Genomic DNA, 22,939 nt, shown 5'->3' on the forward strand with positions numbered 1-22,939 from the left:
TCGCAGATCGCGATATTTACTGGGGCATGATCTTTTCGGAAAACCGCTTCACACTTTTCCGGATCATGCCCTAAGCGAGGTCCGATTTGGCCATCGCCTTGGCGCCGGCGGCGATCGAAGCGACGATGTTCTGGTAGCCGGTGCAGCGGCACAGATTGCCTTCCAGCTCCTCGCGGATCACCTCGTCGGAGAGCTCGTGGCCCCTGCGATGGACCAGGTCGACCGCGGTCATGATCATGCCCGGCGTGCAGAAGCCACACTGCAGGCCGTGATGCTCGCGGAAGGCCTCCTGCATCGGATGCAGCGGCGCGCCATCGGCCGCCAGCCCCTCAATGGTCTTGACCTCATGACCGTCGGCCATCACCGCAAGCGTCGTGCAGGACTTCACCGCCTTGCCGTCCAGATGCACGACGCAGGCGCCGCACTGCGAGGTGTCGCAGCCGACATGGGTGCCGGTCAGCCGCAGGTTTTCGCGCAGAAACTGGACCAGAAGGGTACGGGGGTCGACATTCGCGTTCACGGGGTTGCCGTTCACGATCATTGAAATCTTGGCCATCAGCACTCTCTTATCTGCGCCACCGCATATCGGCGAAGCAGGCGGTTTTAAATCATTCCAGACGGCATAATATGGGCGCGCCCCGCGATGGGCAACCTTTCGAGCCACCCATCCAGGACATAACGGCAAGACATGGCCGGACCTGAATAATCCAGCCGAAAGGCGGAGCTAACCCTGCACCGCCTTGGCGAAATTTGCAAAGAATTCATCGGCCAGCTTCTTCGCGGCGCCGTTGATCAGGCGCTGGCCGAGCTGGGCGAGCTTGCCGCCGATCTGCGCCTCCACATTGTAGCTCAGAAGCGTGCCGCCATCCTTGTCGGCTAGGCCAACGGTGGCGCCGCCCTTGGCAAAGCCTGCCACCCCGCCCTCGCCTTCGCCGGAGATCTTGTAGCCGTTCGGCGGGTCGAGATCGCTCAATGTGACCTTGCCCTTGAAGCGGGCGGAGACCGGGCCGACCTTCATCTTGGCGGTGGCGCGGAAGCCGTGGTCGTCGGTCTTCTCCAGCTCTTCGCAGCCGGGAATGCAGGCCTTCAACACTTCGGGATCGTTGAGCTTGTCCCACACAGCCTGGCGCGGCGCTGCAAGCTGGACTTCGCCGGTCATTGTCATGGCCATGGGGGATCTCCTCGATCGCTAGAACCTTTTCCCCCAAGTAAAGCAGCCGGGGCGCAAAGGAAAGGGCACCTTCGGAGGATGAGCGATGCATATTCGCAACCGCAGCAAGCCAAGCCCATTGTTCACGAAATCGCGCAATCCGCGTTGTTGAAAATGCAGGCAGCCCCGGGGCATTGGCAGGGACGCGCGGGAATGGTTAGGTCGCCGGCCATGAGCACAGCCCTCTCTCCCCTGCTCGCGCCGATGCTGTCGAGCGCCGCGATGCGCGCGGTGTGCGACGACGCCGCCACGCTGCAGAACATGCTGGATTTCGAGGCCGCGCTGGCCCGCGCCGAGGTGGCCTGCGGGGTGATTCCCGCAGCTGGTGCGGGACCGATCGGCGCGGCCTGCAAGGCCGAATCGTTCGACCTGGCCGCGCTGGCCGACGCCGCGACGCGGTCCGGCAATCTGGCGATCCCGCTGGTGAAGGCCCTGACCGCCAACGTCGCCAAGGCGGATGCCGAGGCGGCGCGCTACGTGCATTGGGGCGCGACCAGCCAGGACGTCATCGACACCGCGACCATGCTGTCGCTGCGCGCGGGGATCGACGCGCTGCTGGCCGACCTCGACCGCGCCGTTGCCGGCTTCGCCAAGCTTGCGCGCGCCCATCGCGACACCGCCGTGGTGGCGCGGACCTGGCTGCAGCACGCCCTGCCGATGCCGTTCGGCCTCAAGCTCGCCGAATATGCCGCGGCGCTGCATCGCTCCCGCAAGCGGCTGCTGCGCCTGCGCCGCGAGACGCTGGCGCTGCAATTCGGCGGTGCTGCCGGGACGCTCGCCGCGCTTGGCGACAAGGGCCTCACGGTCGCCGCCGCCCTTGCGCGAGAGCTCGATCTGCCGCTGCCGGATGCGCCCTGGCATACCCATCGCGACCGCATCGCCGAGGCCGCGTCGGTGTTCGCGATCCTCGCCGGCAGCTGCGGCAAGATCGCGCGCGACGTGTCGCTGATGATGCAGACCGATGTCGGCGAGGCGTTCGAGCCGGCGGGCGCCGGTCGTGGCGGCTCCTCCACCATGCCGCACAAGCGCAATCCGGTCGCTGCCGCGAGCGCGCTGGGGGCTGCGACCATGGCGCCGAACCTCGCCGCCACGATCTTCGCCGCGCAGGTGCAGGACCATGAGCGCAGCGCCGGTCCGTGGCATGCGGAATGGCCGACCTTCCCCGGCCTGATGCTGGTGACCTCGGGCGCCCTTGCCGCCATCGTCGATCTCGCCGAGGGGCTCGAGGTCGATGCGGCGCGGATGCGCAGCAATCTCGATGCGACCCATGGGTTGATCATGGCGGAAGCCGTCACCTTTGCGCTGGCCGACAAGATCGGCAAGAGCGACGCCCATCATCTGATCGAAGCCGCCAGCAAGCGCGCGGTCGCGGAGAAGAAACATCTGCGCGAGGTGCTGTCGGCGGATGCCAAGGTCACCGCACATCTCGACGCGAAACGAATCGCGGAATTGTTCGAGCCGATGGCCTATCAGGGCGCCTCGCAAGCGCTGATCGACCGCCTGCTGGCTTCACTGGATGACAAATAGCGACGATGTCATTGCCGGACAAAAGCGCGAAGCGCGTCTTCGCGCAGATGACCCGGCAGGCGCATGACGAGAGGGACAAGACGATGCCGATGATCAACGCCGACGGGTGCCTGCTCTACGTCCAGGTGGACGGCCGCGACGGCGGACCGACCTTGATGCTGTCGAACTCGCTCGGCTGCACCTTGCAGATGTGGGAGCCGCAGATGCAGGCACTGACGCAGCTGTTCCGCGTCATCCGCTACGACCGCCGCGGTCACGGCAAATCCGGCGTGTCGGCGCGCCCCTACTCGATGGAGCGGTTCGGCCGCGACGTGCTGGCGATCCTCGACGATCTCAACATCGAGAAGGTGCATTGGTGCGGGCTGTCGATGGGCGGCATGGTCGGACAGTGGCTCGGCGCCAACGCGCCTGAAAGATTCGGCAAGATCATCCTCGCCAACACCGCCTGCTACTATCCTGATCCGACCAACTGGCTGAATCGCATCAAGGCGGTGAAGGAAGGCGGCATCGCCGCCGTTGCCGACACCGTGATCGCGGGCTGGCTGACCGCCGATTTCCGCGAGCGCGAGCCGGAGACCGCGGCGCGCATGAAGGCGATGCTGGTTGCCTCGCCGGTCGAAGGCTATCTCGCCTGCTGCGAGGCACTGTCGACACTCGACCAGCGCGCGCTGCTGCCCAGGATCAAGAGCCCGACCCTGGTGATCGCGGGCAAGCAGGACATGGCAACACCGGTGTCGGCGGGTGAGATGATCCGCAGCGGCATTCCCGGCGCCAGCATGACGCTGCTCGATGCCGCGCATATTTCCAATGTCGAGCAGTCGCACGCCTTCACCGAAGCCGTGGTCGGCTTCCTGACGCAGCGCTAACAACGAAGAGCGTTGTTGCAACGCAGGGACTGCGTAGCCCGGATGCAGCGAAGCGAAATCCGGGACAAGTCTTCGGCAGACGATGAAACCCCCGGATTGCGCTGCGCTCCATCCGGGCTACGATTTTCATGAGGAGACATCCATGGACGACAATCAGCGCCGCGACGACGGCATGACGCAGCGCCGCAAGGTGCTCGGCAATGAATGGGTCGACAAGTCGATCAAGAACCGCAACGCGTTCAACACCGACTTCCAGGACCTGATCACGCGCTATGCGTGGGGCGACATCTGGACCCGGCCGCATTTCGATCACCGCACCCGCCGCGTACTGGTGATCGGCACCATGGTCGCGCTCGGCCAGTGGGACGAATTCCGCCTGCATGTGCGCGCGGCGCTCGCCGAAGGCGGCTTCACGCCCGAGGACATCAAGGAGATCCTGCTGCAGCAGGCGATCTATTGCGGCGTGCCTGCGGCCAATCACGCCGTCAGGGAAGCCGGCGCGATCATTGCCGAGCTAGGGTTGCTGAAGGGATAGCTCGCTCGCAGGCGCGCCCGCCTCGACGACGGGCGCCTCGACGGCCCGCTTCGGCGAGGTCTCGAACAACATCACGATCGCGGTGCCGAGCAGCATCAGGAGCTCGGCCGCATGCATGCGCAGCGCTTCGACCTCGCCGACCTTGGAAGCGATCATCATGCTGGCGAAGCTCAGCACGCTGCCGAGGCAGAGCGCCACCGCGAGCGCCTCGTCGGCGCCGCTGCTGTTCTTGCGCAGCGGCGAGAACGCGGCCATCGCGAGGAAGACCGCGAAGAACGCCACCACGGTGATCCGCGCCAGCGCGAGCAGCCATGCGAGCCGCACCGTCGCCATCTTGCCGAGGTGCAGATAGTCGCTGGCATAGAACGCGATCGACACGCTCGGCCGCTCATAGAGGCCGTGGATCGGCGACACCATGATGCTGAAGGCGATGATGGTCCAGACCGGAATGAAATAGGCCGCAAGCAGCGCGCCGTTGAAGGAGCTGATCCGCCAGTTGTTCGACATTGCCGCTTCCCGTGCTTCCCGCGCCTTATCCGATCGGCGACGATTCAGGGCGCGAGCTAACGCCGATCAATTGCCGGCAGCAATTTAAACCCTTTGTTAAGGTTAAGCGCGATGCGATGGTTCCGGATCGATGCGATCGGCCCGGCCGGGATCTGCGCGAGATCGGCGCCAGCCGGGATAAGGGGGTAAAATGACCGAAAGAACGCGCGTTTTCGTCGCAACGCCCTGCTACGGCGGCGATCTGAAGATGGCCTATGTGTTGTCCGCCCTGAAGCTTCAGGCTGCGGCCACTGCGCGGGGCATCGACATCCAGTTCCATCTGATCGGAAACGAATCGCTGATCGTGCGCGCCCGGAACGAACTGGCCCACCAATTCCTTGCATCCGGCGCCAGCCATCTCCTGTTCATCGATTCCGATATCGGGTTCGAACCCGAGTCCGTGTTCCGGCTGCTGGATTGCGGCCCTGACGTTTCGGCCGCGGCCTATCCGCTCAAGCACATCGATTGGGCCAAGGTGCAGCGGGCTGCGGAGGCCAAGCGCAAGAACCTCGCGTCATCCTCGCTGGACTATGTCGTCACATGGGAGGGCGACCAGATCACGGCGCGCGGCGACGGCTTCGCCAAGGTCCGATATGCCGGAACCGGCTTTCTCATGATGAAGCGATCCGCCCTCGTCAGGCTGTGCGACGCCCATCCCGAACTCAAATATCGTGCGAAACACAAGAGCAACGACTTGAACACCGGCGACCTGGTTCGCGCCGACCTCGACCGCGTGTCGCTGTTCGAATGCATGATCGACAAGACGACCGGCGAGTATTTGTCCGAAGATTACGCGTTCTGCCGGCGCTGGATCGATCTCGGCGGCGAAATCTGGCTCGACCTTCGAAGCGAGCTTACGCATTTCGGTTCGTACGCCTTCCGCGGCCGCTTCGCCGACCAGTTGGCCTGAACAAGACAGGATTTAAGCCCGAACAAGGAAGGCCTCGCCTTTCGGCGAGGCCTCCCTGCTAGTTCGGGTCAATTGTCCGAATTAGCGCTCCGGATTGGGCTTCTGGCCCTGCCGGCCCGGATCCTGCTGTTGCTGGCCGGGCTTCTGGCCGCCGCCCTGCTGCTGCTGGCCGGGCTTCTGATTGGGGTTCTGGTTCGGCTGTCCCGGATTCTGATTTGGGTTGCTCATTCAGCTACTCCCTTTGCTTTCATGAAGCTGGGGACAACGCGCGCATCGGAAGCGCGGTTGCTCGGGGAACACGGGTTCCGGCGTGATCATTGCAAGGCAAGGCCATGTCGGCCCTGTGACATCGGAACCGCATCCGCCAAACTAGTTATGTACAAGCCCTTTCTGCTGCTGCCACGCTGTTGCCGCGGCCGGGGTTCCACTGTTAGAAAACGACACGACGCGACGGATCAGGCTGCCGGGGCCCTCGCCGCGTCACCCTCGACGTAGCGTTTTCGAGCGAAGTGGGAACCGGTTCGCGTGAAGAAAGCGCGTCCAGATCAACACGAGAGCCTGGTCGGTTCTCAACCGAACAGGCTCTAACGGCAGCGTATGGATTATTTCGCCCAGCAATTGATCAACGGCCTCGTGCTCGGTTCGATCTACGGCCTGATCGCCATCGGCTACACGATGGTCTACGGCATCGTCGGCATGATCAACTTCGCGCATGGCGACATCTTCATGATCGGCGGCTTCATCGCGCTGATCTCGTTCCTGGTGCTGGTGTCGCTCGGCCTCACCGCGATCCCCCTGATCCTGCTGATCGTGCTGCTGGTCTCGATGGCGATCACCGCGCTCTATGGCTGGACCATCGAGCGCATCGCCTACCGGCCCTTAAGGCATTCGTTCCGCCTGGCGCCGATGCTGTCGGCGATCGGCATGTCATTCGTGCTGACCAATTTCTCGCAGGTGTCGCAGGGCGCGCGCGTGAAGCCGGTGCCGCCGATCATCACCGGCGGCTACACGCTGCACGAAGGCCCGGCGGGCTTCGCCGTGCAGCTCTCCAACATCCAGATCATGGTCGTGCTGGCCACCATCGTCGTGCTGGCACTGTTCACCTGGCTGGTCTCGCGCACCCGGCTCGGACGCGACATGCGCGCCTGCGAGCAGGACCAGACCATGGCCGCGCTGCTCGGCGTCGACGTCGACCGCACCATCTCGATGACCTTCGTGATCGGCGCCGCGCTCGCCGCGGTCGCAGGCATGATGTATCTCTTGTATTACGGCCTGGTCGATTTCTTCATGGGCTTCGTCGCCGGCATCAAGGCGTTCACCGCCGCCGTGCTCGGCGGCATCGGCTCGCTGCCGGGCGCGATGCTCGGCGGGCTCGCGATCGGCCTGATCGAGACGTTCTGGTCGGCCTATTTCTCGGTGGAGTACAAGGACGTCGCTGCGTTCTCGATCCTGATCGTGGTGCTGATCTTCATGCCGACCGGCCTGCTTGGCCGTCCCGAAGTCGAAAAAGTCTGACAGGCACTTCGTGAGCGCGACCTCAGCCCGCCCCTCGCACGCCGCGCAGCCCTCGGGCAGCGCCTTCATTCTCAAGAAAGCCCTGATCAGCGCCCTTGTCGCGCTGGTTCTGTTCTCGCTGATGATCGGCATTCGCACCGAGGCCGGGCCGCAGGGCGGCCTGATCTACTGGACGCGGTTCGGCGACCTCGCAGCCCTCGTCGGCGCGGTGTTCGGCGGCAGCATCGTCGTCGAGTTGCTGCGGCAATGGTGGGGACCGGTCGACAAGGACCGCGTCGTGCCGAAGCCGGTGCAATCGGCGATGTCGTTCGCCGGCCGCTGGCTGGCGCCGGCGCTCCTGGTGTTCACCTTTCTCGTCCCTGTCATCTTCTACAACCAGCGCTACATTCTCGACCTGTCGATCCTGGTCCTGACCTATGTGATGCTGGGATGGGGATTGAACGTCGTGGTCGGCCTCGCCGGCCTGCTCGACCTCGGCTATGTCGCCTTCTACGCGGTCGGTGCCTATTCCTACGCGCTGCTTGCGACCAATTTCGGATTGTCGTTCTGGGTCTGCCTGCCGCTTGCCGGCATCCTGGCGGCGTTCTGGGGCGTGCTGCTCGGCTTCCCGGTGCTGCGGCTGCGCGGCGACTATCTTGCGATCGTGACGCTCGCCTTCGGCGAGATCATCCGCCTCGTCATCATCAACTGGCAGAGCCTGACCGGCGGGCCCAACGGCGTCTCGGGAATTCCCCGGCCGACCATGTTCGGCATTCCGCTGACGGCGGGTGATGACGGGCTCGCCGCCAAGCTCGGCATCGAATTCTCGCCGACCCACCGCCTCGTCTTCCTGTTCTATCTGATCCTGGCGATGGCGCTGATCACCAACTGGGTGACGATCCGGTTGCGGCGGCTGCCGATCGGCCGCGCCTGGGAGGCGCTGCGCGAGGACGAGGTCGCCTGCCGCGCGCTCGGCATCAACACCACGACGACCAAGCTGACGGCGTTCGCGACCGGTGCGATGTTCGGGGGCCTCGCCGGCGCGTTCTTCGCCACGCGGCAGGGCTTCATCAGCCCGGAATCCTTCACCTTCCAGGAATCGGCGCTGGTGCTGGCGATCGTCGTGCTCGGCGGCATGGGCTCGCAGCTTGGCGTGGCGCTCGCCGCGCTGACCATGATCGGCGGCTTCGAGCTGTTCCGCGGCCTCGATCAATACCGCATGCTGGTGTTCGGCATGGCGATGGTGCTGCTGATGATCTGGCGGCCGCGCGGGCTGATCGGCCATCGCTCGCCGACCGTGTTCCTGGAACGCAACCAGGCGATCTCGTCCGACCTCGTCAAGGAGGGCCACGGATGAGCGGCGACCACATCCTCACCGTCGACCGCCTGATGATGCGCTTCGGCGGCATCGTCGCGGTCAACGAGCTGTCCTTTGCGGCCGAGCGGCGCAAGATCACCGCGCTGATCGGACCGAACGGCGCCGGCAAGACCACCGTGTTCAACTGCATCACCGGGTTCTACCGGCCGAGCGGGGGCGCGATCCGCCTCGCCCATGACGACGGCCGCACCATCCAGCTCGAGCGGCTGAACGATTTCCGCATCTCCAAGCAGGCCAAGGTGGCGCGCACCTTCCAGAACATCCGGCTGTTTCCCGGCATGACGGCGCTGGAAAATCTGATGGTCGCCCAGCACAACGCGCTGATGCGCGCCTCGGGCCTGACCCTGCTCGGACTGCTCGGCCTGCCGTCCTGGCGCGAGGCCGAGCAGCGCGCCATCGATCTGGCGCGGACCTGGCTCGCGCGCGTCGGCCTGCTCGACCGCGCCGACGATGCCGCGGGCAACCTGCCCTATGGCGACCAGCGCAGGCTCGAGATCGCGCGCGCGATGTGCACTGAACCTGCGCTGCTCTGTCTCGACGAGCCGGCGGCCGGACTGAACGCGCGCGAGAGCGGCGGGCTCAACGAACTGCTGCTGTCGATCCGCAACGAACAGGGCACCTCGATCCTCCTGATCGAGCACGACATGTCGGTCGTGATGGAGATCTCCGATCACGTCGTGGTCATGGATTACGGCGTCAAGATCGCCGAAGGCCCGCCGCAGACGGTGCGCGACGATCCCAAGGTGATCGCCGCCTATCTCGGCGCCGACGAGGAAGAGGCGATCGCCGTGATGGAGAGCGGCACGTGATGAGCGCAGCCGGCAAGCCCCCCACCTCCCCCTGCAAGGGGGAGGTCGACCGCGAAGCGGGCGGGTGGGGGTCACGCTTTTCCCGCACGAAAGATATGACGGCACGGGCGCGGTCTCTCCGCGCAAACATGACCGATGCGGAAGCCTGCCTCTGGCGTGCGTTGCGTCGCGATCAACTCAACGGCTTCTCTTTCCGCAAGCAGCACCCGATCGGCCCGTACACCCTCGACTTCTACTGCTCGCGCCTGCATCTCGCCGTCGAGGTAGATGGCGGACAGCACGCCGAGCAGCGCAAGCAGGCCGACGACCGCAGAACGCAATGGCTCGCTGAGAAAGGCGTGACCGTTGTCCGCTACTGGAACAACGACGTGCTGTCGAATTTGGAGGGCGTGCTGAGCGACTTGGTCACGCACATGGAGAGATTGGCGCAAGCGGCGACAACCCCCACCCCAACCCTCCCCCTTTCAGGGGGAGGGAGAACCGACACCGCCGTGTTGGCCGAGAAGGGGAACGAGCCATGACTCAGCCCCTGCTCGCGGTGCGCGGCGTGCGCGCGGCGTATGGCAAGATCGAGGCGTTGAAGGGCGTCGATATCGAGATCAATCGCGGGGAGATCGTCGCTCTGATCGGCGCCAACGGCGCCGGCAAGTCGACGCTGATGATGACGATCTTCGGCAGACCGCGCGCCCGCGCCGGCGCCATCGAATTCGACGGCCGTGACATCACCGGCGTGCCGACCCACGACATCGCGCGGCTGCGCATCGCGCAATCGCCGGAGGGCCGGCGGATCTTTCCGCGCATGAGCGTCGCGGAAAACCTGCAGATGGGCGCCGATGCCACCGAATGCAGCGAGGCCGAGCGCGCAGCCGGGCTGGAGCGGGTGTTCGCGCTGTTCCCGCGCCTGAAGGAACGCGTCGCACAACGCGGCGGCACGCTGTCGGGCGGCGAGCAGCAGATGCTGGCGATCGGCCGCGCCCTGATGAGCCGGCCGCGGCTGTTGATGCTGGACGAGCCCTCGCTCGGGCTCGCGCCGCTGATCGCGCGCCAGATCTTCGACGCCATCCGCACGCTGAACCGGCAGGACGGCCTCACCGTGCTGATCGTGGAGCAGAACGCCAACCATGCGCTGAAGCTCGCCCATCGCGGCTATGTCATGGTCAACGGCCTGATCACGCTGGCCGGAACCGGCGCCGAATTGCTGCAGCGCCCGGAAATCCGCGCCGCCTATCTGGAAGGCGGCCGCCGCGGCTAGCTTGACGTTCCGTGCCGCCGCCGCAAGCAAGACGCGGCGGATGCAGCGTCGATTTGCCTGAAAATTGCCGGTGACTTCGCCGCGAAATCAGCTGAGAATGCCCGCGGTTTTGGGGCCCGGCGTGCCGGGCCCCTCCCGCAAGAGGCAACGACCACGAGGGACGTCTCATGAAATCACTGAATCTCATCGGCCTGGCATTGGGCGCTTCGTTCGCATTCTCGGCGAGCGCGTTCGCGCAAGACATCACCATCGCAGTCGCGGGCCCGATGACGGGCTCCGAATCCGCTTTCGGCCGGCAGATGAAGAACGGCGCCGAGCAGGCGGTCGCCGACATCAACGCCGCCGGCGGCGTGCTCGGCAAGAAGCTCGCGCTGGAAGCCGACGACGACGCCTGCGATCCGAAGCAGGCGCGCTCGATCGCGGAAAAGATCGGCTCTTCGAAGATCCCGTTCGTGGCCGGCCATTTCTGCTCGTCGTCCTCGATCCCGGCCTCCGAGGCCTATGCCGACGCCAACGTGCTGCAGATCACCCCGGCCTCGACCAACCCGCTGTTCACCGAGCGCAAGCTCTGGAACGTGGCGCGCGTCTGCGGCCGTGACGACCAGCAGGGCCTGGTCGCCGCCGACTACATCATGAAGAACTACAAGGGCAAGAACGTCGCGATCCTGAACGACAAGACCACCTACGGCAAAGGCCTCGCCGACGAGACCAAGAAGGCGCTGAACAAAGCCGGCTTCCAGGAGAAGATGTTCGAGTCCTACAACAAGGGCGACAAGGACTTCAACTCGATCGTCTCCCGCCTGAAGCGCGACAACATCGATCTGGTCTATGTCGGCGGCTACCATCAGGAAGCCGGCCTGATCCTGCGCCAGATGCGCGACCAGGGCCTGCAGACCGTGCTGATGGCGGGCGATGCCATGAACGACAAGGAGTTCGCCTCGATCACCGGCCCCGCCGCCGAAGGCACGCTGTTCACCTTCGGCCCGGACCCGCGCAACAAGCCGACCGCGAAGGCGATCGTCGAGAAGTTCAAGGCCAAGAACATCGATCCCGAGGGCTACACGCTCTACACCTACGCCGCGATGCAGGTCTGGACGCAGGCCGTCGCCAAGGCCGGCTCGACCGACGCCAAGAAGGTGATGGACACCATCAAGGCCGGCGAGTGGGACACCGTGCTCGGCAAGATGGCCTTCGACGCCAAGGGCGACATCAAGGCGATCGATTACGTCGTCTACAAGTGGGACGCCAAGGGCAACTACACCGAGATCAATCCGAAGGGCTCCTGAGCCTCTCGCATCCGATCTGATCACAGAGAACGCCCCGGTCCGCCGGGGCGTTTTTTTGACCTGATGCCTGCAAGTCTTACCGCACGTCTCCGCCCGCCCCGTGCCGGACGGTTGATGCATCCGTCGCGGCTGCTATACCGGATCGATCGGACAGCAGGCGGATGGACCCATCGTGAAAAACCTTCTCACCGATATTGCCGGCGTTGCCGTCGGCCATGCCGACGATCCCACGGTCGCCTCCGGTGTCACCGCCATCCTGTTCGAGCGGCCGGCGGTCGCCTCGATCGATGTCCGCGGCGGCGGTCCCGGCACCCGCGAGGAAGCGCTGCTTTCGCCGCACAACGTCGTCGAGGCAATCGACGCCATCGCGCTGTCCGGCGGCTCGGCGCACGGGCTCGATGCCGCCGGCGGCGTGCAGGCCTGGCTCGCCGAGCGCGGCCGTGGCTTCCGCATCCGCGACGCGGTGATCCCGATCGTGCCGGGCGCGATCTGCTTCGACCTGCTCAACGGCGGCAACAAGGCGTGGGGACGCTTTCCGCCCTATCGCGATCTCGGCTACGCGGCGGCCAATGCGGCCTCTGATGCCTTCGAGCTCGGCAGCGTCGGCGCCGGCATGGGCGCAACCACGGCCAATCTGAAGGGCGGCCTCGGTTCGGCGTCGGCAGCAACCGACGACGGCGTGAAAGTGGCGGCGCTCGCGGTGGTCAACGCGGTCGGCAGCGTCACGGTCGGCAGCGGCCCCTGGTTCTGGGCGGCGCCGTTCGAGGTCGACGGCGAGTTCGGCGGGCGCGGCCTGCCGCCCGCGTTCACGCCGGACATGCTGAAGGCGCGGCTGAAGGGCGGCGCCGACGCCAGCGCCGCCGAGAACACCACCCTCGTCGTCGTGGTGACCGATGCGCAGCTGACGAAGCCACAGGCGCGGCGGCTTGCGATGATCGCGCAGACCGGCATGGCGCGCGCGATCTATCCGGTGCACGCCCCGCTCGACGGCGACGTGGTGTTTGCCGCCGCGACCGGCGCCAAGCCGATCGATCCGTTGTTCGGCCTCACCAAGCTCGGTGCGCTCGCCGCCAACACGGTGGCGCGCGCCATCGCCCGCGGCGTCCATTCGGCGACCGCGCTGCCATTCGCCGGCGCGCTGCCGAGCTGGCTGGACCGGTTCGGTTAGTTCGAGTTGAAGCGACGCGCTCGCGGAGAATCCCCCTCACCCGGAACGCATCTAGCGATGCGTTCCGGCCTCTCCCCGCACGCGGGGCGAGGCGAAGCAGAGGCAGCCTGCTCTATTCGATGCCAAGTGTGTCGAGCTACGCGCTGACCGAAATCGCAGCGAAGTTCTGCGCGGAGATCGCCTTCGCTTGGCGCTGGATCAGCTGCTCGACGATATTGTAGGACGAGGCCGCGTTGAGGGTCGCGGAGGACGCGGCCGGCGTCGTCATCGCCACCTTCGAGCCGTCGGCATAGGTCGTCGTTGTGGTGGTCGAGCCGTCGCTGTTGGTCACCGATGTCGAGGTCGCGCCGTCCAGCGCCTGCATCAATGGATCGGAGCCCGATCCGCCCGCGCCGCTGCCGGAGCCGGATCCATCGGTCGAGCCACTGGCCATGTGATGGCGATGATGGCCGCCGCCCTTGTGGCCCTGCGATGCCTGGGACATCTCGTCGAGGCTGACACTACCGTCGCCATTGCTGTCGAGCTTGGAGAACACGTCGTCGGCCTGCGCCGTGTTGGTGCCGCCGGCGCCGAGCGCGTTCTCGAATTCGGACTGGGTGATCTTGCCGTTGCCGTCGGCATCGATCTGCGAGAACAGGTCCTTGAGCGCATCCGACCGGCTGGCCGCCGTCGGGCTGTTTGAAACCGCGGTCTGGGACTGGCTTTGCGCGGAAATCAGCGCGCCCATCGTCAGCGGTGAAATCTGCGCGGAGCCGCTGCCCGAGCCGGCGCCGGTGCTGCTGCCGGTCGACGTCGAGGTACCGGTCGAAGGGGCGAACAGGCCGGAGGTCTGACTCCCCTGACCGGAGCTGCCGGTCTGGGTCGTCGACTTCGACGACATCAGCGAGCTCAAGAGGTCAATGGCCGACGACGCAGCGCCAAGGGCGAACAGCATGGCAATACTCCAACAGGGCCGCGCCTGGCGGCTCAAACGCTGGTCAGTGGCTGAGCAAGGGGCGTGCCATGGCAAAAACCCAGTAAAACCAGGCGTCCCCGCGTCGAAACGGGTTCCGCGCACCCGGCAAGAGCTGCCGCCGGCGGAAGAATTTTCCGGTCCCGGAGCGCCGTCCGCTCGCATTGCCCGCCACGCGTCCGCATGTTAGGCGGACTCACCCGTCGCCCCCTGAAGTCTTCCGGAACAGCTGACATGACTCAGTCATTCACCCCGCGTCCCCTCGTTATCGCTCCGTCGATCCTGGCGTCGGATTTCTCAAAGCTCGGCGAGGAGGTCCGCGCCGTCGACCAGGCCGGTGCCGACTGGATCCATCTCGACGTGATGGACGGACACTTTGTGCCGAACATTTCCTATGGCCCCGACGTCATCAAGGCGATGCGGCCGCACACCAAGAAGATCTTCGACGCCCACCTGATGATTTCGCCCTGCGACCCCTACCTGGAGGCGTTCGCCAAGGCGGGCTGCGACCACATCACGGTGCATGCCGAGGCCGGCCCGCATTTGCACCGCTCGTTGCAGGCAATCCGCGCGCTCGGCAAGAAGGCCGGCGTCTCGCTCAATCCGGCAACGCCGGCGAGCGCGATCGAATATGTGCTCGACCTGATCGACCTCGTGCTGGTCATGTCGGTCAATCCCGGCTTCGGCGGCCAGGCCTTCATCCGCTCGGCGATCGGCAAGATCAGCGACGTCAGGGCGATGGTCGCGGGCCGCCCGATCGACATCGAGGTCGACGGCGGCGTTGCGCCCGACGTCGCGGGCCAGCTCGCCGCCGCCGGCGCGAACGCCTTCGTCGCTGGGTCCGCCGTGTTCAAGGGCGGCACCGTCGAGGCCTACAAGACCAACATCGCCGCGATCCGCCATGCGGCGGCCGAAGCTCGCGGCGAAGCGATCTGATTGTCCGGAGAAACTAGAACACTGCGGGCGGCGTGGCCGCGGCATTGGCCGCCTGGTCCGCCGCGCCGTCGCCCCCGCCATCCTCCGCTGGCGATGCCAGCCGCGACGGCCGCACTACGGTCACCGTGCACGGCGCTTCCCCCGCGACCTTGGCGGACACGCTGCCGAGCAGCGCACGCCGCGGCGAGTTCTGCCGCGCGCCGATGATGATGTGGTCGACCAGATTGACCGCGGCGAATTCCAGGATCGCGGCGGCGGGATCGATCGCCTCCAGCACATGCACGGTCAGCCGCCCTTCCTCGAGCCCGAACGGCCGCGCCCAGTGCTGCAGCGCCACCAGGCGGTCGACATGCTTGTTCTGGCCTTGCTCGTCATGGGTGCGGTCGATCGCCAGGCGATTGAGCTTGAGCACGTTCACGCAGGCGAGCCGCGCCGACGGTGACGTCGACAGCACCCGCTCGGCGGTGACGCGGATGGTGTCGTTCAGTGCCTCGGCCCCCTCGCCGATATCGAGCGCGACGGCAACGATCGGGCTCGAGGCGAGCTGGGCCGCGACATCGGACTTCGGCCGCGGCGGCACCGCGCCGAGATTGAAGCGGCGGCGCCAGACCGTGCTGAGCGGATCGCGGCTCAGCCGCTGCGCCCGCGCCGTCAGCTTCACCTGATCGGGATGGCCGAGATCGAAGGCAAGCTGCGCCGCGGTCGGATAGCGCGCCGCGGGGTCGATCTCCAGGCAGCGCAGCACGATCTCCTGCAGCCATGGCGGATAGTCGGGCTTCAGCTCGCGCGGCGGATAGGGGTCACGCCACAGCCGCCGGCGCATGCCGCGCAGGCTTTCGGTCTCGCCGAACGGGCGCACGCTGGTGGTGAAGAAATAGAGCAGCACGCCGAGCGAAAACAGATCGCTGCGCGGATCGTCGCGCACGCCGAGCAGGCGCTCCGGCGCCATGTAGGGCGCGGTGCCGTAAGGCAGGCGAAACTCCTCCTGCAACAGGTCGGGCAGATGGCGGTGATGCGAGAGACCGAAATCGATCAGCACCGCCTCGCCGCGCTCGCGGAACATGATGCTGCTCGGCTTGATGTCGTGATGGATGACGTTCTGCCGGTGCAGGCTGGCGAGCGCGGTGGCGACCTTACCGCCGATCACCCTCGCCTCCTCATACGGCAGCGGCAGCTCGCCGAGCCGCTTGTAGAGCGTCTGCCCGGGGATGCGCTCCATCACCACATAGGCCTGGCGTTCGAAGTCGCCGGTGCCGAAACAGGCCGGCACGTGCGGTCCCGACAGCCGCGGCAGGATCATCTGCTCCATCTCGAAGCTGACGATCGCGGCCGGATCCTCGCCCTCCGAGGTGAGCGGCACCTTCATCAGCAGCGGCACGGTGATGCCGGGATGGGTGACGCTCCACAGCGTTGCCATGCCGCCGCGGTGCACGCGTTCGCCGATGGTGAAGCCATCGATCTCGGCGCCCGCCTGCATCGCCAGCGCCGCCATCGGCGTCACCGGCCGAGCGGCAGACGGTCGGCGAGCCAGTGCGGCAGGCCGCTCGCCTTGATCCGCGCCGCCGCGGTCGCGACGTCGTAGGGCACGCGATGATAGGTGATCTCGCGGCTCGCGGTGTCGAACATCGCAAACGACGCCGCGGGATCGCCGTCGCGCGGCTGGCCGACCGAGCCGAGCACCGCAAGCCAGCGCCGCCCCGGCAGCAATTGAACGGCGATGCCCGAAGTCGGAACGAAGCTCGTCATCTTGGCGGTCGAGGACATCGAATAGAGGCCGGGACGATGGATGTGGCCGCAGAACGTGATCTGCAATTCGGTGGCCATCATGCTGCGCGCGGCGTCGGCGGTGTCGCGAACATAGCGCCATTTCGTGGGCTCCGAAGCTTCGGAGTGCACGTAGAGCCTGTTGTCCTCCTGCCGCGACATCGGAAGTCCGGCAAGGAACTCCATCTGCTCGCCGCTGAGCCGGCCGCGGGTCCAGTCGATCGCGGCCTGCGCCTCGGCATTCATGCTGTCGCTCGGCACGCCGATCGCATTGTCATGATTGCCGCGCACGGCCATCGCGCCCTTGGCGACGAGGTCCATCACCGTATCGACGGCCCATTCCGGATCGGCACCGTAGCCGACGATATCGCCGAGGCAGATCAGCCGCTCGGCGCCGCGCGCACGCGCAGCGTCGAGGCAGGCGGCGAAGGCCTGCCGGTTGGCGTGAATATCGGCGAACAGTGCAAGCCGCATCGTGGTCCGCGTTGCTGATCCCTATCCGATATCAAGCACACGCGGCCCCGGGCTCGCAATCGGGCCAAAGGCGTCAGGTGGTCAGAGGGATGTCGGCAGAAAGGTCGGTCAGGGCTTGCAGACCCGCAGGCCCTTCAGCAGCAGGGCCAGCAGCGCGTCGATCCGCGATGGACATTCGGGCTTGGCCCATTCCTCGGCATGCGCCGGGTGATGGTAGCGGACGGTGGCGTCGAACACCGCACGCGCGGTCGCCTTCACATTGTCGATCTCGAACACGCCCTGCGCGACGCCGTCGGACAGGATTTTCGCGATCAGATCGACCTGCTTGTCCTTGTAGGCTTCCACCACCTCGCGCGCGTCCTGCGCCAGCGCCAGATAGGTCGCGAACATCTCGGGATCGTCACAGACCTTCTTCTGCTTGATCGTGAAGGCGGTGCGCAGCCATTGCTCCAGCCGCTCCGGCGCCGGGCCTGAACCGGCTGCGATCTTGCACAACGGCTCGTTGGCGCGGTCGAGCCAGCGCTTGGCGACGGCATCGCGCAGCGAGGCTTTGCTGGGGAAGTGACGGTAGACGCTGCCGTGGCTGACATCCAGCGCACGGGCAACGTCGACAACGGTGGCCTTGGTCAGCCCGAAGCGCCTCAAGACATCCTCAGTTGCCTCGAGGATCCGCTCGGGTGTCAAAACCACCGCCTCGTTCATGCGTTTACCGTCTGGTTATCGCTGTCCTGCCCGCGGGTGAACTTGGCGGCCTGGGCGGCCAAGTGGCGGGCGACGCGAAGATTGAGCCACTGTTGAATCTGGGCGGTCAATTGAAAGATTTCTATGGTCATGGAGGTAGTCCTTCGAGGTAGTCAAATTAAGTCCGGCTCCCCGGCCAAACGCCGAAACAGCCACTGGGCGCCCTCCTCCCTTGGGCTGCTGAGTATATACACCATCCCGCTGACAGATTTCAATATCTGTCAGACAATATTTTGCGAAAGGACAGCTGTGCCCCCTGGGAACGGCCCACCCCTGGCTTACGGGCGCTACAACGTTCCGTGAGCAGCCAGGGCGATCCTGCCAGTCCACGCCTATGTCTCGCTCAGGGCTACCCAGGAGAGATTTGGATGGACCGGCCAATGACCTTGAAGGAGATCGCCAAGATCACCGCCGGCGCGGTGGTCTCCCTCGTCATTGTCGGGTGGCTGATGGTTCTCGCGATCGCATTCCTGACGGTGCTGTGATCCCGCCTGACCGCGCCGGCCCCTCACCGAGCCTGCCGCCGGAATCGAAAGGGGCCGCTTCACGCAGCGGCCCCTTTGCCGGGAAAAATGGCTTGGGGATAAAATCTAGCCCCGGTTAGCCCCAAGACTACACACTTCAGGGAATTGAGGAATTCCGGATGATTACTGTCCATCCCGCTGACTGATTATTACCGATCCCTATTTTTGTGCCACCCTCCCGGGTAGGCATCCCGCTATTGCTGCTCGTCCTTGGGCGGCATCCGGGGCGGCGGCAGCGGCGTGAACACCGACCCTTGCGCGCCGGCCGGCGGGGCCACGAACGTCCCCGTGGTGGAATCACCACCCGTCGTCTCCACGATCGTCTTCGGCGTGATGTACTCCCTGACGAAGTCCATGATGGTGCCGTCGCCGCCGCCGAAATCCGCCGCCCGCCCGCCTTGCGGATGCCCGGCCTTGATCTCGTTCTCGGCGGTGTGGGTCTGCTCCGCCAACGCATCGCTATAGGGAATGCGGAAAGCGCGCGGGATCGCGCTCGGCCGGTTGTCCTCGTCGAGCTCCTCGACCCAGAGATAGATCGAGCCGGAGTCGCCCTCCAGCGAATGCGGCTCCACGATCCGCGTCGACAGCAGCTTGAAGTTCGCCGGCAATTTTTCCGCGGACGCCCAGCCGAGCAGACCGCGCATGCCGCCGAAGCTGACGAAGTAGAACGCGCTGGTCACAACGATGACGACAGCCTTCAGCGACCAGTGCAGCCGCGCATAGACCAGCACGATCAGGAGAAGCGCACCGACCACCGCGTATGCGACCGCAAGCGTGAGAATGACCGACTGCAGACTAATCACGGCGGAGCACCCTGACGCCGGTTTTCGGATCCATGTCGGCGCCGTTGCGCCAGCTGCTGCGGAAGGTCTCGAGCAGCGATTTCGGCCGCCGGTCCACGTTGATCACCTTGCCCTCGGCGTCGAGACGAAACCTGACCGCGGTCTTCTCGTCGCCGGTGTGATCGACGGTCAGCTTGTCGTCGAAGATCACCTGCGCCGTCGGATTGAGCTTCTGCACTTTCACATTGGCCTGCACCGGCTCGCCGGTCGCCGCCTGGAAATGCGAGACGTTGACGGTGTATTCGCCGGCGACGATGCCACGCAGCGTGACGATCTCCTCGCGGATCGGAGAGGCGATCTTCTTGCCGTTGACGATGATGAAGTCGTTGGCGCCGCCGCGGTCGTCGCGATCGAGCGTCAGGAAGCCGGCTTCGCGATGCCGGTACCAGGCGATGTTGCCGGCCGGATCCTGCACGAACAGGTCGAGATCGTCAGGATGGTTGTCCGGCCAGTCCATCGTGATGATGAACTCCGCCTTGGATTCGATCTTGCCTTCCTTGGAATCCGGCGACACCGCAAGCAGCGCCAGGAAGAACAGGAAGGCGATGACCTGCAGCGCCTTGAATAGCATCACGCCGAGCGGATCGAACGGCTCCTCGCGCGGATAGAGCCCGAACTCATCCATCATGACGGCGTACCAAGGCGACGTTCCAGGGCCGGCGTAACGTGCGTCTCGGTCAGCACGACGGCGTCGGAAACACCCGCTGGGTCGCGGAATCGAGCATGTAATACTGGATCCGGACCAGGATCGATCCGATCAGCCCGGCCAGCGTCGTGTACATCGCGACCGCCATGCCGTCGCTCATCAGGCCCATCGACGATTTCATCGCGACCTTGTCGGCGGCATCCAGCGAAGCGATCGGCGCCAGCATGATGATGAAGCCGATGATGGTGCCGAGCAGGCCGAGCTTCATCAGCGTATCGGAGACGAAGGCGCCAAAGCCGTTGGACCCGCGCAGCCGGTCCGCCAGCGTGCGCAGCAGCAGGGTCTGGTCGATGCGCCCCTTGGCCTGCGCCTCGGCCTTCTGCACCAGGCTTTTGATGTGATCGGTGACGAGCCCGCCGGGCAGGCCGCGCGCATCTGATGCAAGCGCCCCTGATGCAAGGATCCTGGCGCCATCGGGCGCGGCGAGGATAGTGCGGCAGGAGCGCGCGACCTCGCCTTCCCGCGCGATCGCCCGCGTCCGCCAGAAGCAATGGATGCAGGTGACGATGTAGAGGACGGCGATGACGCTGGAAATGTAGGTGCGGTCCGAACTGATCATGAGGCGGATCAGCCCGTAGCGCCACAGCAGGAAGGCGGCGAACACCGAAAGGCCGGTGAAGATCATCCAGAGCAGCAGGGCGCTGCGCTCCGCCGCGTCCGTGCCGGCCGATGCGGCCGCGACGTCGACCTTGGCATCCATGCTGCGTGAGCTCCCTGTGTTCCGTGAGGCTCCGCGCGGGCCTCACGTTCCGTTAGAGCAGAGCCGGCCTGCGCCGTCCAAAGACATCTGCCCAGATTCCGTCGGGCAAATTTCCCGACCTGCATAGCTTCGCATGCTTGCGATTGGCGGGGAACAGCGGTGCTGTTAGCATCGCATCTCTCGTTTGGGCATGACCAGCCGCTTCTCTCGTTCCGGATCATGCTCTGGCCGTGGAGTGATCGCATGCGCCTCGTGCTTCAACTGGTCGCCCGCCTGCTCGTGATCGTCGCGCTGTGCCTCGGCGCAGCCACCGTCTGGGCCACGATCGACGCCTATCGCAGCGTCGATCGCGCCACCCAGGCGTCCGCCGAGCGGGTTTCGCAATCGCTCGAAGCGCTGTACTGGCGCGAATTGCTGTTGCGCAGCAACCGGATGCGCGAGCAATTGCTGCCGGCACCGGACTGGCGCACCATCGAAACCATGGGCCTGATCGCGCCGGGGATCTGCGTGCAATTCGAACCGGCCGGCGCCTTCGAGAAGCCGCTCTGCGGCCAGAGCAAGGGGATCGGCAAGGCGCCGCCGCGCTGGTTCGCGGCCACCGTGCAGATGGTGCTCGGCGATCACGCCACCGTGGAGCGGCCGATCAGCGCCCGCGCCGCGACCGCGGGAACCGTCCGCGCCATCGCCGATCCGGACGCCGCGATCGCGCTCGCCTGGCAGCACATTCTCGACAACATCCATGTCGCGCTGTTGATGGCGCTCGCCATCGCGCTGCTCGCTTCGCTTGCCATCGCGCACACGCTGGCGCCCGCCCACTCGATCGTGTCGGCGCTGCGGCGCATGGCCGACGGCGAGTACCGCACGCCGCTGCCGCGCGTCCGCTCGATGGAGCTCGCGATGATCGGGCGCGCCGTCAGCGATCTCGGCGACCGCCTCGCGCTTGCCGAGGAGGAACGCACGGTGCTGACCCGGCGGCTGCTCGAAATCCGCAACGACGAACGCCGCACGCTGGCGCGCGAGCTGCACGATGAGTTCGGCCAGAATCTCACCGCGATCCTCGCCTTCGCCAACACGATCGAGGCAGGCGCCGGCGACAAGTACGCCGCCGGCACCGAAATTGCGCAGGATGCACGGATGATCTCGCAGGCGACGCGCCGCATCATGGCGTGCCTGCGCGATACACTGAACCGGCTGCGCCATCCGCCGGCCGAAGAGCTCGGGCTGGAGGCAAGCCTGGTCGATCTCGTCGACAGCTGGCGGTCGCGCACGGCGCAGCCGATGATCCAGCTCGATTTGCAGGGCGACCTTGCCGACATCAGCGGCACGGTCGCCGCCACCGCCTATCGCGTCGCGCAGGAATGCCTGACCAATGCGCTGCGCCACAGCTCGGCGCGCGAGATCGTGCTGCGGATCGAACGGCGGACCGGAAGCGAGAACGCCCTGCTGGTGCGCGTCGAGGATGATGGCGGCGGCGATGCGGCCAAGGTGGCGCAATCCGCGGGCTTCGGCCTCACCGGCATCAGCGAGCGCGTCACAGCCCTCGGCGGCTCGCTGTCGATCGCGCGCGCCAGCCGCGGCCTGTCGGTCGCCGCCACGATCCCGCTCGCCGCCTGAGATGACAACCGTGACTACCCGCGGCATCTCGATCCTGCTGGTGGACGATCATCCGGTCGTCCGCCAGGGCTACCGGCGCGTGCTCGAGCATCAGGACGATTTCCGCGTGGTCGCCGAGGCCGACAACGCCGCCAATGCCTATCGCGCGTTCAAGTCGCACCAGCCCGATGTGGTGGTGATGGACATTTCGATGCCGGGTGCCAGCGGACTGGAGGCGATCCGCAACATCCGCGCGCGCGACGCCGACGCGCGCATCCTCGTCTTCAGCATGCACAGTGAGGCGGCCCAGGTGAAGGCGGCATTCGGCGCCGGTGCCAGTGGCTTCGTCACCAAGGGCAGCGAACCGGCCGAGCTGATCGCGGCGATCCGCTCGGTGGCGCGCGGCGAGCATGCGATGAGCGACGACGTCGCGCGCGTGCTGGCGCTGGAGAGCCTGGTGCCGACCCGATCGGCGCTCGACCAGCTCGGCGAGCGGGAGATCGAAATCCTCCGGCAGCTGGCGGCCGGCAGCACCAAGGAGCAGATCGCCGCCAACCTCAACCTCAGCACCAAGACCGTGCAGAACTATCACTACCTGATCAAGGCCAAGACCGGCATGCGGACCGACGCCCAGCTGGTCCGCCTCGCCGTCGAATGCGGGCTGGCGAATTTGTAGGCCGGTCCCGTAGCCCGGATGCAGCGCAGCGAAATCCGGGATCGTCCCGC

The 22,939-nt window shown here is 66.0% G+C and carries 25 protein-coding genes and 1 pseudogene; 14 read left to right on the forward strand and 12 right to left on the reverse strand.

Going from position 1 to position 22,939, the window contains the following annotated elements; translation table 11 throughout:
- Window positions 1–70 precede the first annotated feature (70 nt).
- Together ACE10X_RS27635 and ACE10X_RS27640 are read right to left on the reverse strand one after the other, a co-directional pair.
- Complete coding sequence (locus ACE10X_RS27635; RefSeq protein ID WP_038388279.1) at window positions 71–556, reverse strand: (2Fe-2S)-binding protein; 486 nt, start codon at window positions 554–556, stop codon at window positions 71–73.
- Window positions 557–724: 168 nt separating this feature from the next.
- On the reverse strand, window positions 725–1,171 hold the full coding sequence (locus ACE10X_RS27640; protein ID WP_375763128.1) for a carbon monoxide dehydrogenase subunit G: 447 nt from the start codon (window positions 1,169–1,171) through the stop codon (window positions 725–727).
- Window positions 1,172–1,381: 210 nt separating this feature from the next.
- Here ACE10X_RS27640 and ACE10X_RS27645 point away from each other — a divergent pair, with 210 nt between their 5' ends.
- The 3 genes from ACE10X_RS27645 (at window position 1,382) to ACE10X_RS27655 (ending at window position 4,138) form a co-directional block, all read left to right on the forward strand.
- A complete protein-coding gene (locus tag ACE10X_RS27645; protein WP_375763129.1) occupies window positions 1,382–2,737 on the forward strand; it encodes a 3-carboxy-cis,cis-muconate cycloisomerase in 1,356 nt (451 codons plus the stop codon).
- Between the two features lie 83 nt (window positions 2,738–2,820).
- Complete coding sequence (gene pcaD / locus ACE10X_RS27650; protein WP_375764614.1) at window positions 2,821–3,603, forward strand: 3-oxoadipate enol-lactonase; 783 nt, start codon at window positions 2,821–2,823, stop codon at window positions 3,601–3,603.
- A 142-nt stretch (window positions 3,604–3,745) separates the two neighbouring features.
- Entirely contained in the window at window positions 3,746–4,138 is a 393-nt protein-coding gene (locus ACE10X_RS27655; protein ID WP_038388277.1) for a carboxymuconolactone decarboxylase family protein, read from the forward strand.
- Here the strand turns inward: ACE10X_RS27655 and ACE10X_RS27660 are convergent.
- The gene (locus ACE10X_RS27660) at window positions 4,118–4,645 is read right to left on the reverse strand and encodes a hypothetical protein (protein ID WP_038388276.1); all 528 of its coding nucleotides are present in this window, start codon (window positions 4,643–4,645) and stop codon (window positions 4,118–4,120) included. The two genes, ACE10X_RS27655 and ACE10X_RS27660, sit on opposite strands and share 21 nt — an antisense overlap.
- A gap of 190 nt (window positions 4,646–4,835) precedes the next feature.
- Here ACE10X_RS27660 and ACE10X_RS27665 point away from each other — a divergent pair, with 190 nt between their 5' ends.
- The gene (locus tag ACE10X_RS27665; RefSeq protein WP_038388275.1) at window positions 4,836–5,594 is read left to right on the forward strand and encodes a hypothetical protein; all 759 of its coding nucleotides are present in this window, start codon (window positions 4,836–4,838) and stop codon (window positions 5,592–5,594) included.
- A gap of 81 nt (window positions 5,595–5,675) precedes the next feature.
- Here ACE10X_RS27665 and ACE10X_RS27670 read toward each other — a convergent pair whose 3' ends face one another.
- Complete coding sequence (locus ACE10X_RS27670) at window positions 5,676–5,822, reverse strand: hypothetical protein (RefSeq protein ID WP_162832451.1); 147 nt, start codon at window positions 5,820–5,822, stop codon at window positions 5,676–5,678.
- A gap of 369 nt (window positions 5,823–6,191) precedes the next feature.
- Here ACE10X_RS27670 and ACE10X_RS27675 point away from each other — a divergent pair, with 369 nt between their 5' ends.
- From ACE10X_RS27675 to ACE10X_RS27705, 7 genes are all read left to right on the forward strand, one after another.
- Window positions 6,192–7,109, forward strand: a complete 918-nt coding sequence (locus ACE10X_RS27675) for a branched-chain amino acid ABC transporter permease (protein WP_028336793.1) — start codon at window positions 6,192–6,194, stop codon at window positions 7,107–7,109.
- Between the two features lie 10 nt (window positions 7,110–7,119).
- Complete coding sequence (livM, locus tag ACE10X_RS27680; RefSeq protein ID WP_028339920.1) at window positions 7,120–8,445, forward strand: high-affinity branched-chain amino acid ABC transporter permease LivM; 1,326 nt, start codon at window positions 7,120–7,122, stop codon at window positions 8,443–8,445.
- Window positions 8,442–9,275 carry an ABC transporter ATP-binding protein gene (locus ACE10X_RS27685; RefSeq protein WP_038388272.1) on the forward strand — a complete coding sequence of 278 codons (834 nt, stop codon included), beginning with the start codon at window positions 8,442–8,444 and terminating at the stop codon, window positions 9,273–9,275. The genes livM and ACE10X_RS27685 overlap by 4 nt, the downstream gene beginning before the upstream one ends.
- The gene (locus tag ACE10X_RS27690; protein WP_375763130.1) at window positions 9,275–9,796 is read left to right on the forward strand and encodes an endonuclease domain-containing protein; all 522 of its coding nucleotides are present in this window, start codon (window positions 9,275–9,277) and stop codon (window positions 9,794–9,796) included. Before ACE10X_RS27685 ends, ACE10X_RS27690 begins: the two co-directional genes overlap by 1 nt.
- Complete coding sequence (locus ACE10X_RS27695; RefSeq protein ID WP_038385896.1) at window positions 9,793–10,527, forward strand: ABC transporter ATP-binding protein; 735 nt, start codon at window positions 9,793–9,795, stop codon at window positions 10,525–10,527. Before ACE10X_RS27690 ends, ACE10X_RS27695 begins: the two co-directional genes overlap by 4 nt.
- 167 nt (window positions 10,528–10,694) lie before the next feature.
- Window positions 10,695–11,813: a branched-chain amino acid ABC transporter substrate-binding protein gene (locus ACE10X_RS27700; protein WP_375763131.1), complete on the forward strand. Its 1,119-nt coding sequence runs from the start codon at window positions 10,695–10,697 to the stop codon at window positions 11,811–11,813.
- A 172-nt stretch (window positions 11,814–11,985) separates the two neighbouring features.
- Window positions 11,986–12,981 carry a P1 family peptidase gene (locus ACE10X_RS27705; protein ID WP_304557775.1) on the forward strand — a complete coding sequence of 332 codons (996 nt, stop codon included), beginning with the start codon at window positions 11,986–11,988 and terminating at the stop codon, window positions 12,979–12,981.
- A gap of 136 nt (window positions 12,982–13,117) precedes the next feature.
- Here the strand turns inward: ACE10X_RS27705 and ACE10X_RS27710 are convergent, their stop codons facing one another.
- The gene (locus ACE10X_RS27710; RefSeq protein WP_038385899.1) at window positions 13,118–13,915 is read right to left on the reverse strand and encodes an EF-hand domain-containing protein; all 798 of its coding nucleotides are present in this window, start codon (window positions 13,913–13,915) and stop codon (window positions 13,118–13,120) included.
- A gap of 252 nt (window positions 13,916–14,167) precedes the next feature.
- Between ACE10X_RS27710 and rpe the strand changes: the two genes are divergently transcribed.
- A complete protein-coding gene (gene rpe, locus ACE10X_RS27715) occupies window positions 14,168–14,869 on the forward strand; it encodes a ribulose-phosphate 3-epimerase (protein ID WP_028339914.1) in 702 nt (233 codons plus the stop codon).
- 13 nt (window positions 14,870–14,882) lie between these two features.
- Here the strand turns inward: rpe and ACE10X_RS27720 are convergent, their stop codons facing one another.
- From ACE10X_RS27720 to ACE10X_RS27750, 7 genes and pseudogenes are all read right to left on the reverse strand, one after another.
- Entirely contained in the window at window positions 14,883–16,361 is a 1,479-nt protein-coding gene (locus tag ACE10X_RS27720) for a bifunctional serine/threonine-protein kinase/universal stress protein (protein WP_304557773.1), read from the reverse strand.
- 5 nt (window positions 16,362–16,366) lie between these two features.
- Window positions 16,367–17,107 carry a metallophosphoesterase gene (locus tag ACE10X_RS27725; protein ID WP_304557772.1) on the reverse strand — a complete coding sequence of 247 codons (741 nt, stop codon included), beginning with the start codon at window positions 17,105–17,107 and terminating at the stop codon, window positions 16,367–16,369.
- A gap of 108 nt (window positions 17,108–17,215) precedes the next feature.
- Window positions 17,216–17,809: a TetR family transcriptional regulator gene (locus ACE10X_RS27730; RefSeq protein ID WP_028339911.1), complete on the reverse strand. Its 594-nt coding sequence runs from the start codon at window positions 17,807–17,809 to the stop codon at window positions 17,216–17,218.
- Window positions 17,806–17,940, reverse strand: a complete 135-nt coding sequence (locus ACE10X_RS27735; protein ID WP_016843141.1) for a hypothetical protein — start codon at window positions 17,938–17,940, stop codon at window positions 17,806–17,808. Before ACE10X_RS27735 ends, ACE10X_RS27730 begins: the two co-directional genes overlap by 4 nt.
- Before the next feature lie 626 nt (window positions 17,941–18,566).
- Window positions 18,567–19,175 (reverse strand): hypothetical protein, encoded by a 609-nt coding sequence (locus ACE10X_RS27740; protein WP_375763132.1) that lies wholly within the window; start codon window positions 19,173–19,175, stop codon window positions 18,567–18,569.
- Window positions 19,168–19,842 (reverse strand): hypothetical protein, encoded by a 675-nt coding sequence (locus ACE10X_RS27745; RefSeq protein WP_375763133.1) that lies wholly within the window; start codon window positions 19,840–19,842, stop codon window positions 19,168–19,170. The genes ACE10X_RS27740 and ACE10X_RS27745 overlap by 8 nt, the downstream gene beginning before the upstream one ends.
- Window positions 19,839–20,620 (reverse strand): annotated as a pseudogene (locus tag ACE10X_RS27750) (MotA/TolQ/ExbB proton channel family protein). Before ACE10X_RS27750 ends, ACE10X_RS27745 begins: the two are co-directional and overlap by 4 nt.
- A gap of 243 nt (window positions 20,621–20,863) precedes the next feature.
- On the opposite strand from ACE10X_RS27750, the gene ACE10X_RS27755 reads away from it, so the two are divergent.
- Both ACE10X_RS27755 and ACE10X_RS27760 read left to right on the forward strand, forming a co-directional pair.
- Window positions 20,864–22,234, forward strand: a complete 1,371-nt coding sequence (locus ACE10X_RS27755) for a sensor histidine kinase (protein WP_375763134.1) — start codon at window positions 20,864–20,866, stop codon at window positions 22,232–22,234.
- Between the two features lies 1 nt (window position 22,235).
- Window positions 22,236–22,889, forward strand: coding sequence for a response regulator transcription factor (locus ACE10X_RS27760; protein ID WP_028339906.1), 654 nt, complete (start codon window positions 22,236–22,238; stop codon window positions 22,887–22,889).
- The last annotated feature ends 50 nt before the right edge of the window (window positions 22,890–22,939 follow it).

The organism is Bradyrhizobium sp. Pha-3, from assembly GCF_042258325.1.
GTDB classification, from domain to species: domain Bacteria; phylum Pseudomonadota; class Alphaproteobacteria; order Rhizobiales; family Xanthobacteraceae; genus Bradyrhizobium; species Bradyrhizobium elkanii.

Excerpts from the sequence above, each read along its gene's own strand:
- rpe (WP_028339914.1), top strand. The coding sequence starts at position 14,168 with ATGACTCAGTCATTCACCCCGCGTCCCCTCGTTATCGCTCCGTCGATC.
- ACE10X_RS27710 (WP_038385899.1), bottom strand. The coding sequence starts at position 13,915 with ATGCTGTTCGCCCTTGGCGCTGCGTCGTCGGCCATTGACCTCTTGAGC.
- ACE10X_RS27700 (WP_375763131.1), top strand. The coding sequence starts at position 10,695 with ATGAAATCACTGAATCTCATCGGCCTGGCATTGGGCGCTTCGTTCGCA.
- ACE10X_RS27745 (WP_375763133.1), bottom strand. The coding sequence starts at position 19,842 with ATGATGGATGAGTTCGGGCTCTATCCGCGCGAGGAGCCGTTCGATCCG.
- pcaD (WP_375764614.1), top strand. The coding sequence starts at position 2,821 with ATGCCGATGATCAACGCCGACGGGTGCCTGCTCTACGTCCAGGTGGAC.
- ACE10X_RS27640 (WP_375763128.1), bottom strand. The coding sequence starts at position 1,171 with ATGGCCATGACAATGACCGGCGAAGTCCAGCTTGCAGCGCCGCGCCAG.
- ACE10X_RS27720 (WP_304557773.1), bottom strand. The coding sequence starts at position 16,361 with ATGGCGGCGCTGGCGATGCAGGCGGGCGCCGAGATCGATGGCTTCACC.
- ACE10X_RS27645 (WP_375763129.1), top strand. The coding sequence starts at position 1,382 with ATGAGCACAGCCCTCTCTCCCCTGCTCGCGCCGATGCTGTCGAGCGCC.
- ACE10X_RS27735 (WP_016843141.1), bottom strand. The coding sequence starts at position 17,940 with ATGACCATAGAAATCTTTCAATTGACCGCCCAGATTCAACAGTGGCTC.
- ACE10X_RS27685 (WP_038388272.1), top strand. The coding sequence starts at position 8,442 with ATGAGCGGCGACCACATCCTCACCGTCGACCGCCTGATGATGCGCTTC.
- ACE10X_RS27760 (WP_028339906.1), top strand. The coding sequence starts at position 22,236 with ATGACAACCGTGACTACCCGCGGCATCTCGATCCTGCTGGTGGACGAT.
- ACE10X_RS27730 (WP_028339911.1), bottom strand. The coding sequence starts at position 17,809 with ATGAACGAGGCGGTGGTTTTGACACCCGAGCGGATCCTCGAGGCAACT.
- ACE10X_RS27695 (WP_038385896.1), top strand. The coding sequence starts at position 9,793 with ATGACTCAGCCCCTGCTCGCGGTGCGCGGCGTGCGCGCGGCGTATGGC.
- ACE10X_RS27690 (WP_375763130.1), top strand. The coding sequence starts at position 9,275 with ATGAGCGCAGCCGGCAAGCCCCCCACCTCCCCCTGCAAGGGGGAGGTC.
- ACE10X_RS27670 (WP_162832451.1), bottom strand. The coding sequence starts at position 5,822 with ATGAGCAACCCAAATCAGAATCCGGGACAGCCGAACCAGAACCCCAAT.
- ACE10X_RS27655 (WP_038388277.1), top strand. The coding sequence starts at position 3,746 with ATGGACGACAATCAGCGCCGCGACGACGGCATGACGCAGCGCCGCAAG.
- ACE10X_RS27725 (WP_304557772.1), bottom strand. The coding sequence starts at position 17,107 with ATGCGGCTTGCACTGTTCGCCGATATTCACGCCAACCGGCAGGCCTTC.
- ACE10X_RS27635 (WP_038388279.1), bottom strand. The coding sequence starts at position 556 with ATGGCCAAGATTTCAATGATCGTGAACGGCAACCCCGTGAACGCGAAT.
- ACE10X_RS27660 (WP_038388276.1), bottom strand. The coding sequence starts at position 4,645 with ATGTCGAACAACTGGCGGATCAGCTCCTTCAACGGCGCGCTGCTTGCG.
- ACE10X_RS27755 (WP_375763134.1), top strand. The coding sequence starts at position 20,864 with ATGCGCCTCGTGCTTCAACTGGTCGCCCGCCTGCTCGTGATCGTCGCG.
- ACE10X_RS27665 (WP_038388275.1), top strand. The coding sequence starts at position 4,836 with ATGACCGAAAGAACGCGCGTTTTCGTCGCAACGCCCTGCTACGGCGGC.
- ACE10X_RS27675 (WP_028336793.1), top strand. The coding sequence starts at position 6,192 with ATGGATTATTTCGCCCAGCAATTGATCAACGGCCTCGTGCTCGGTTCG.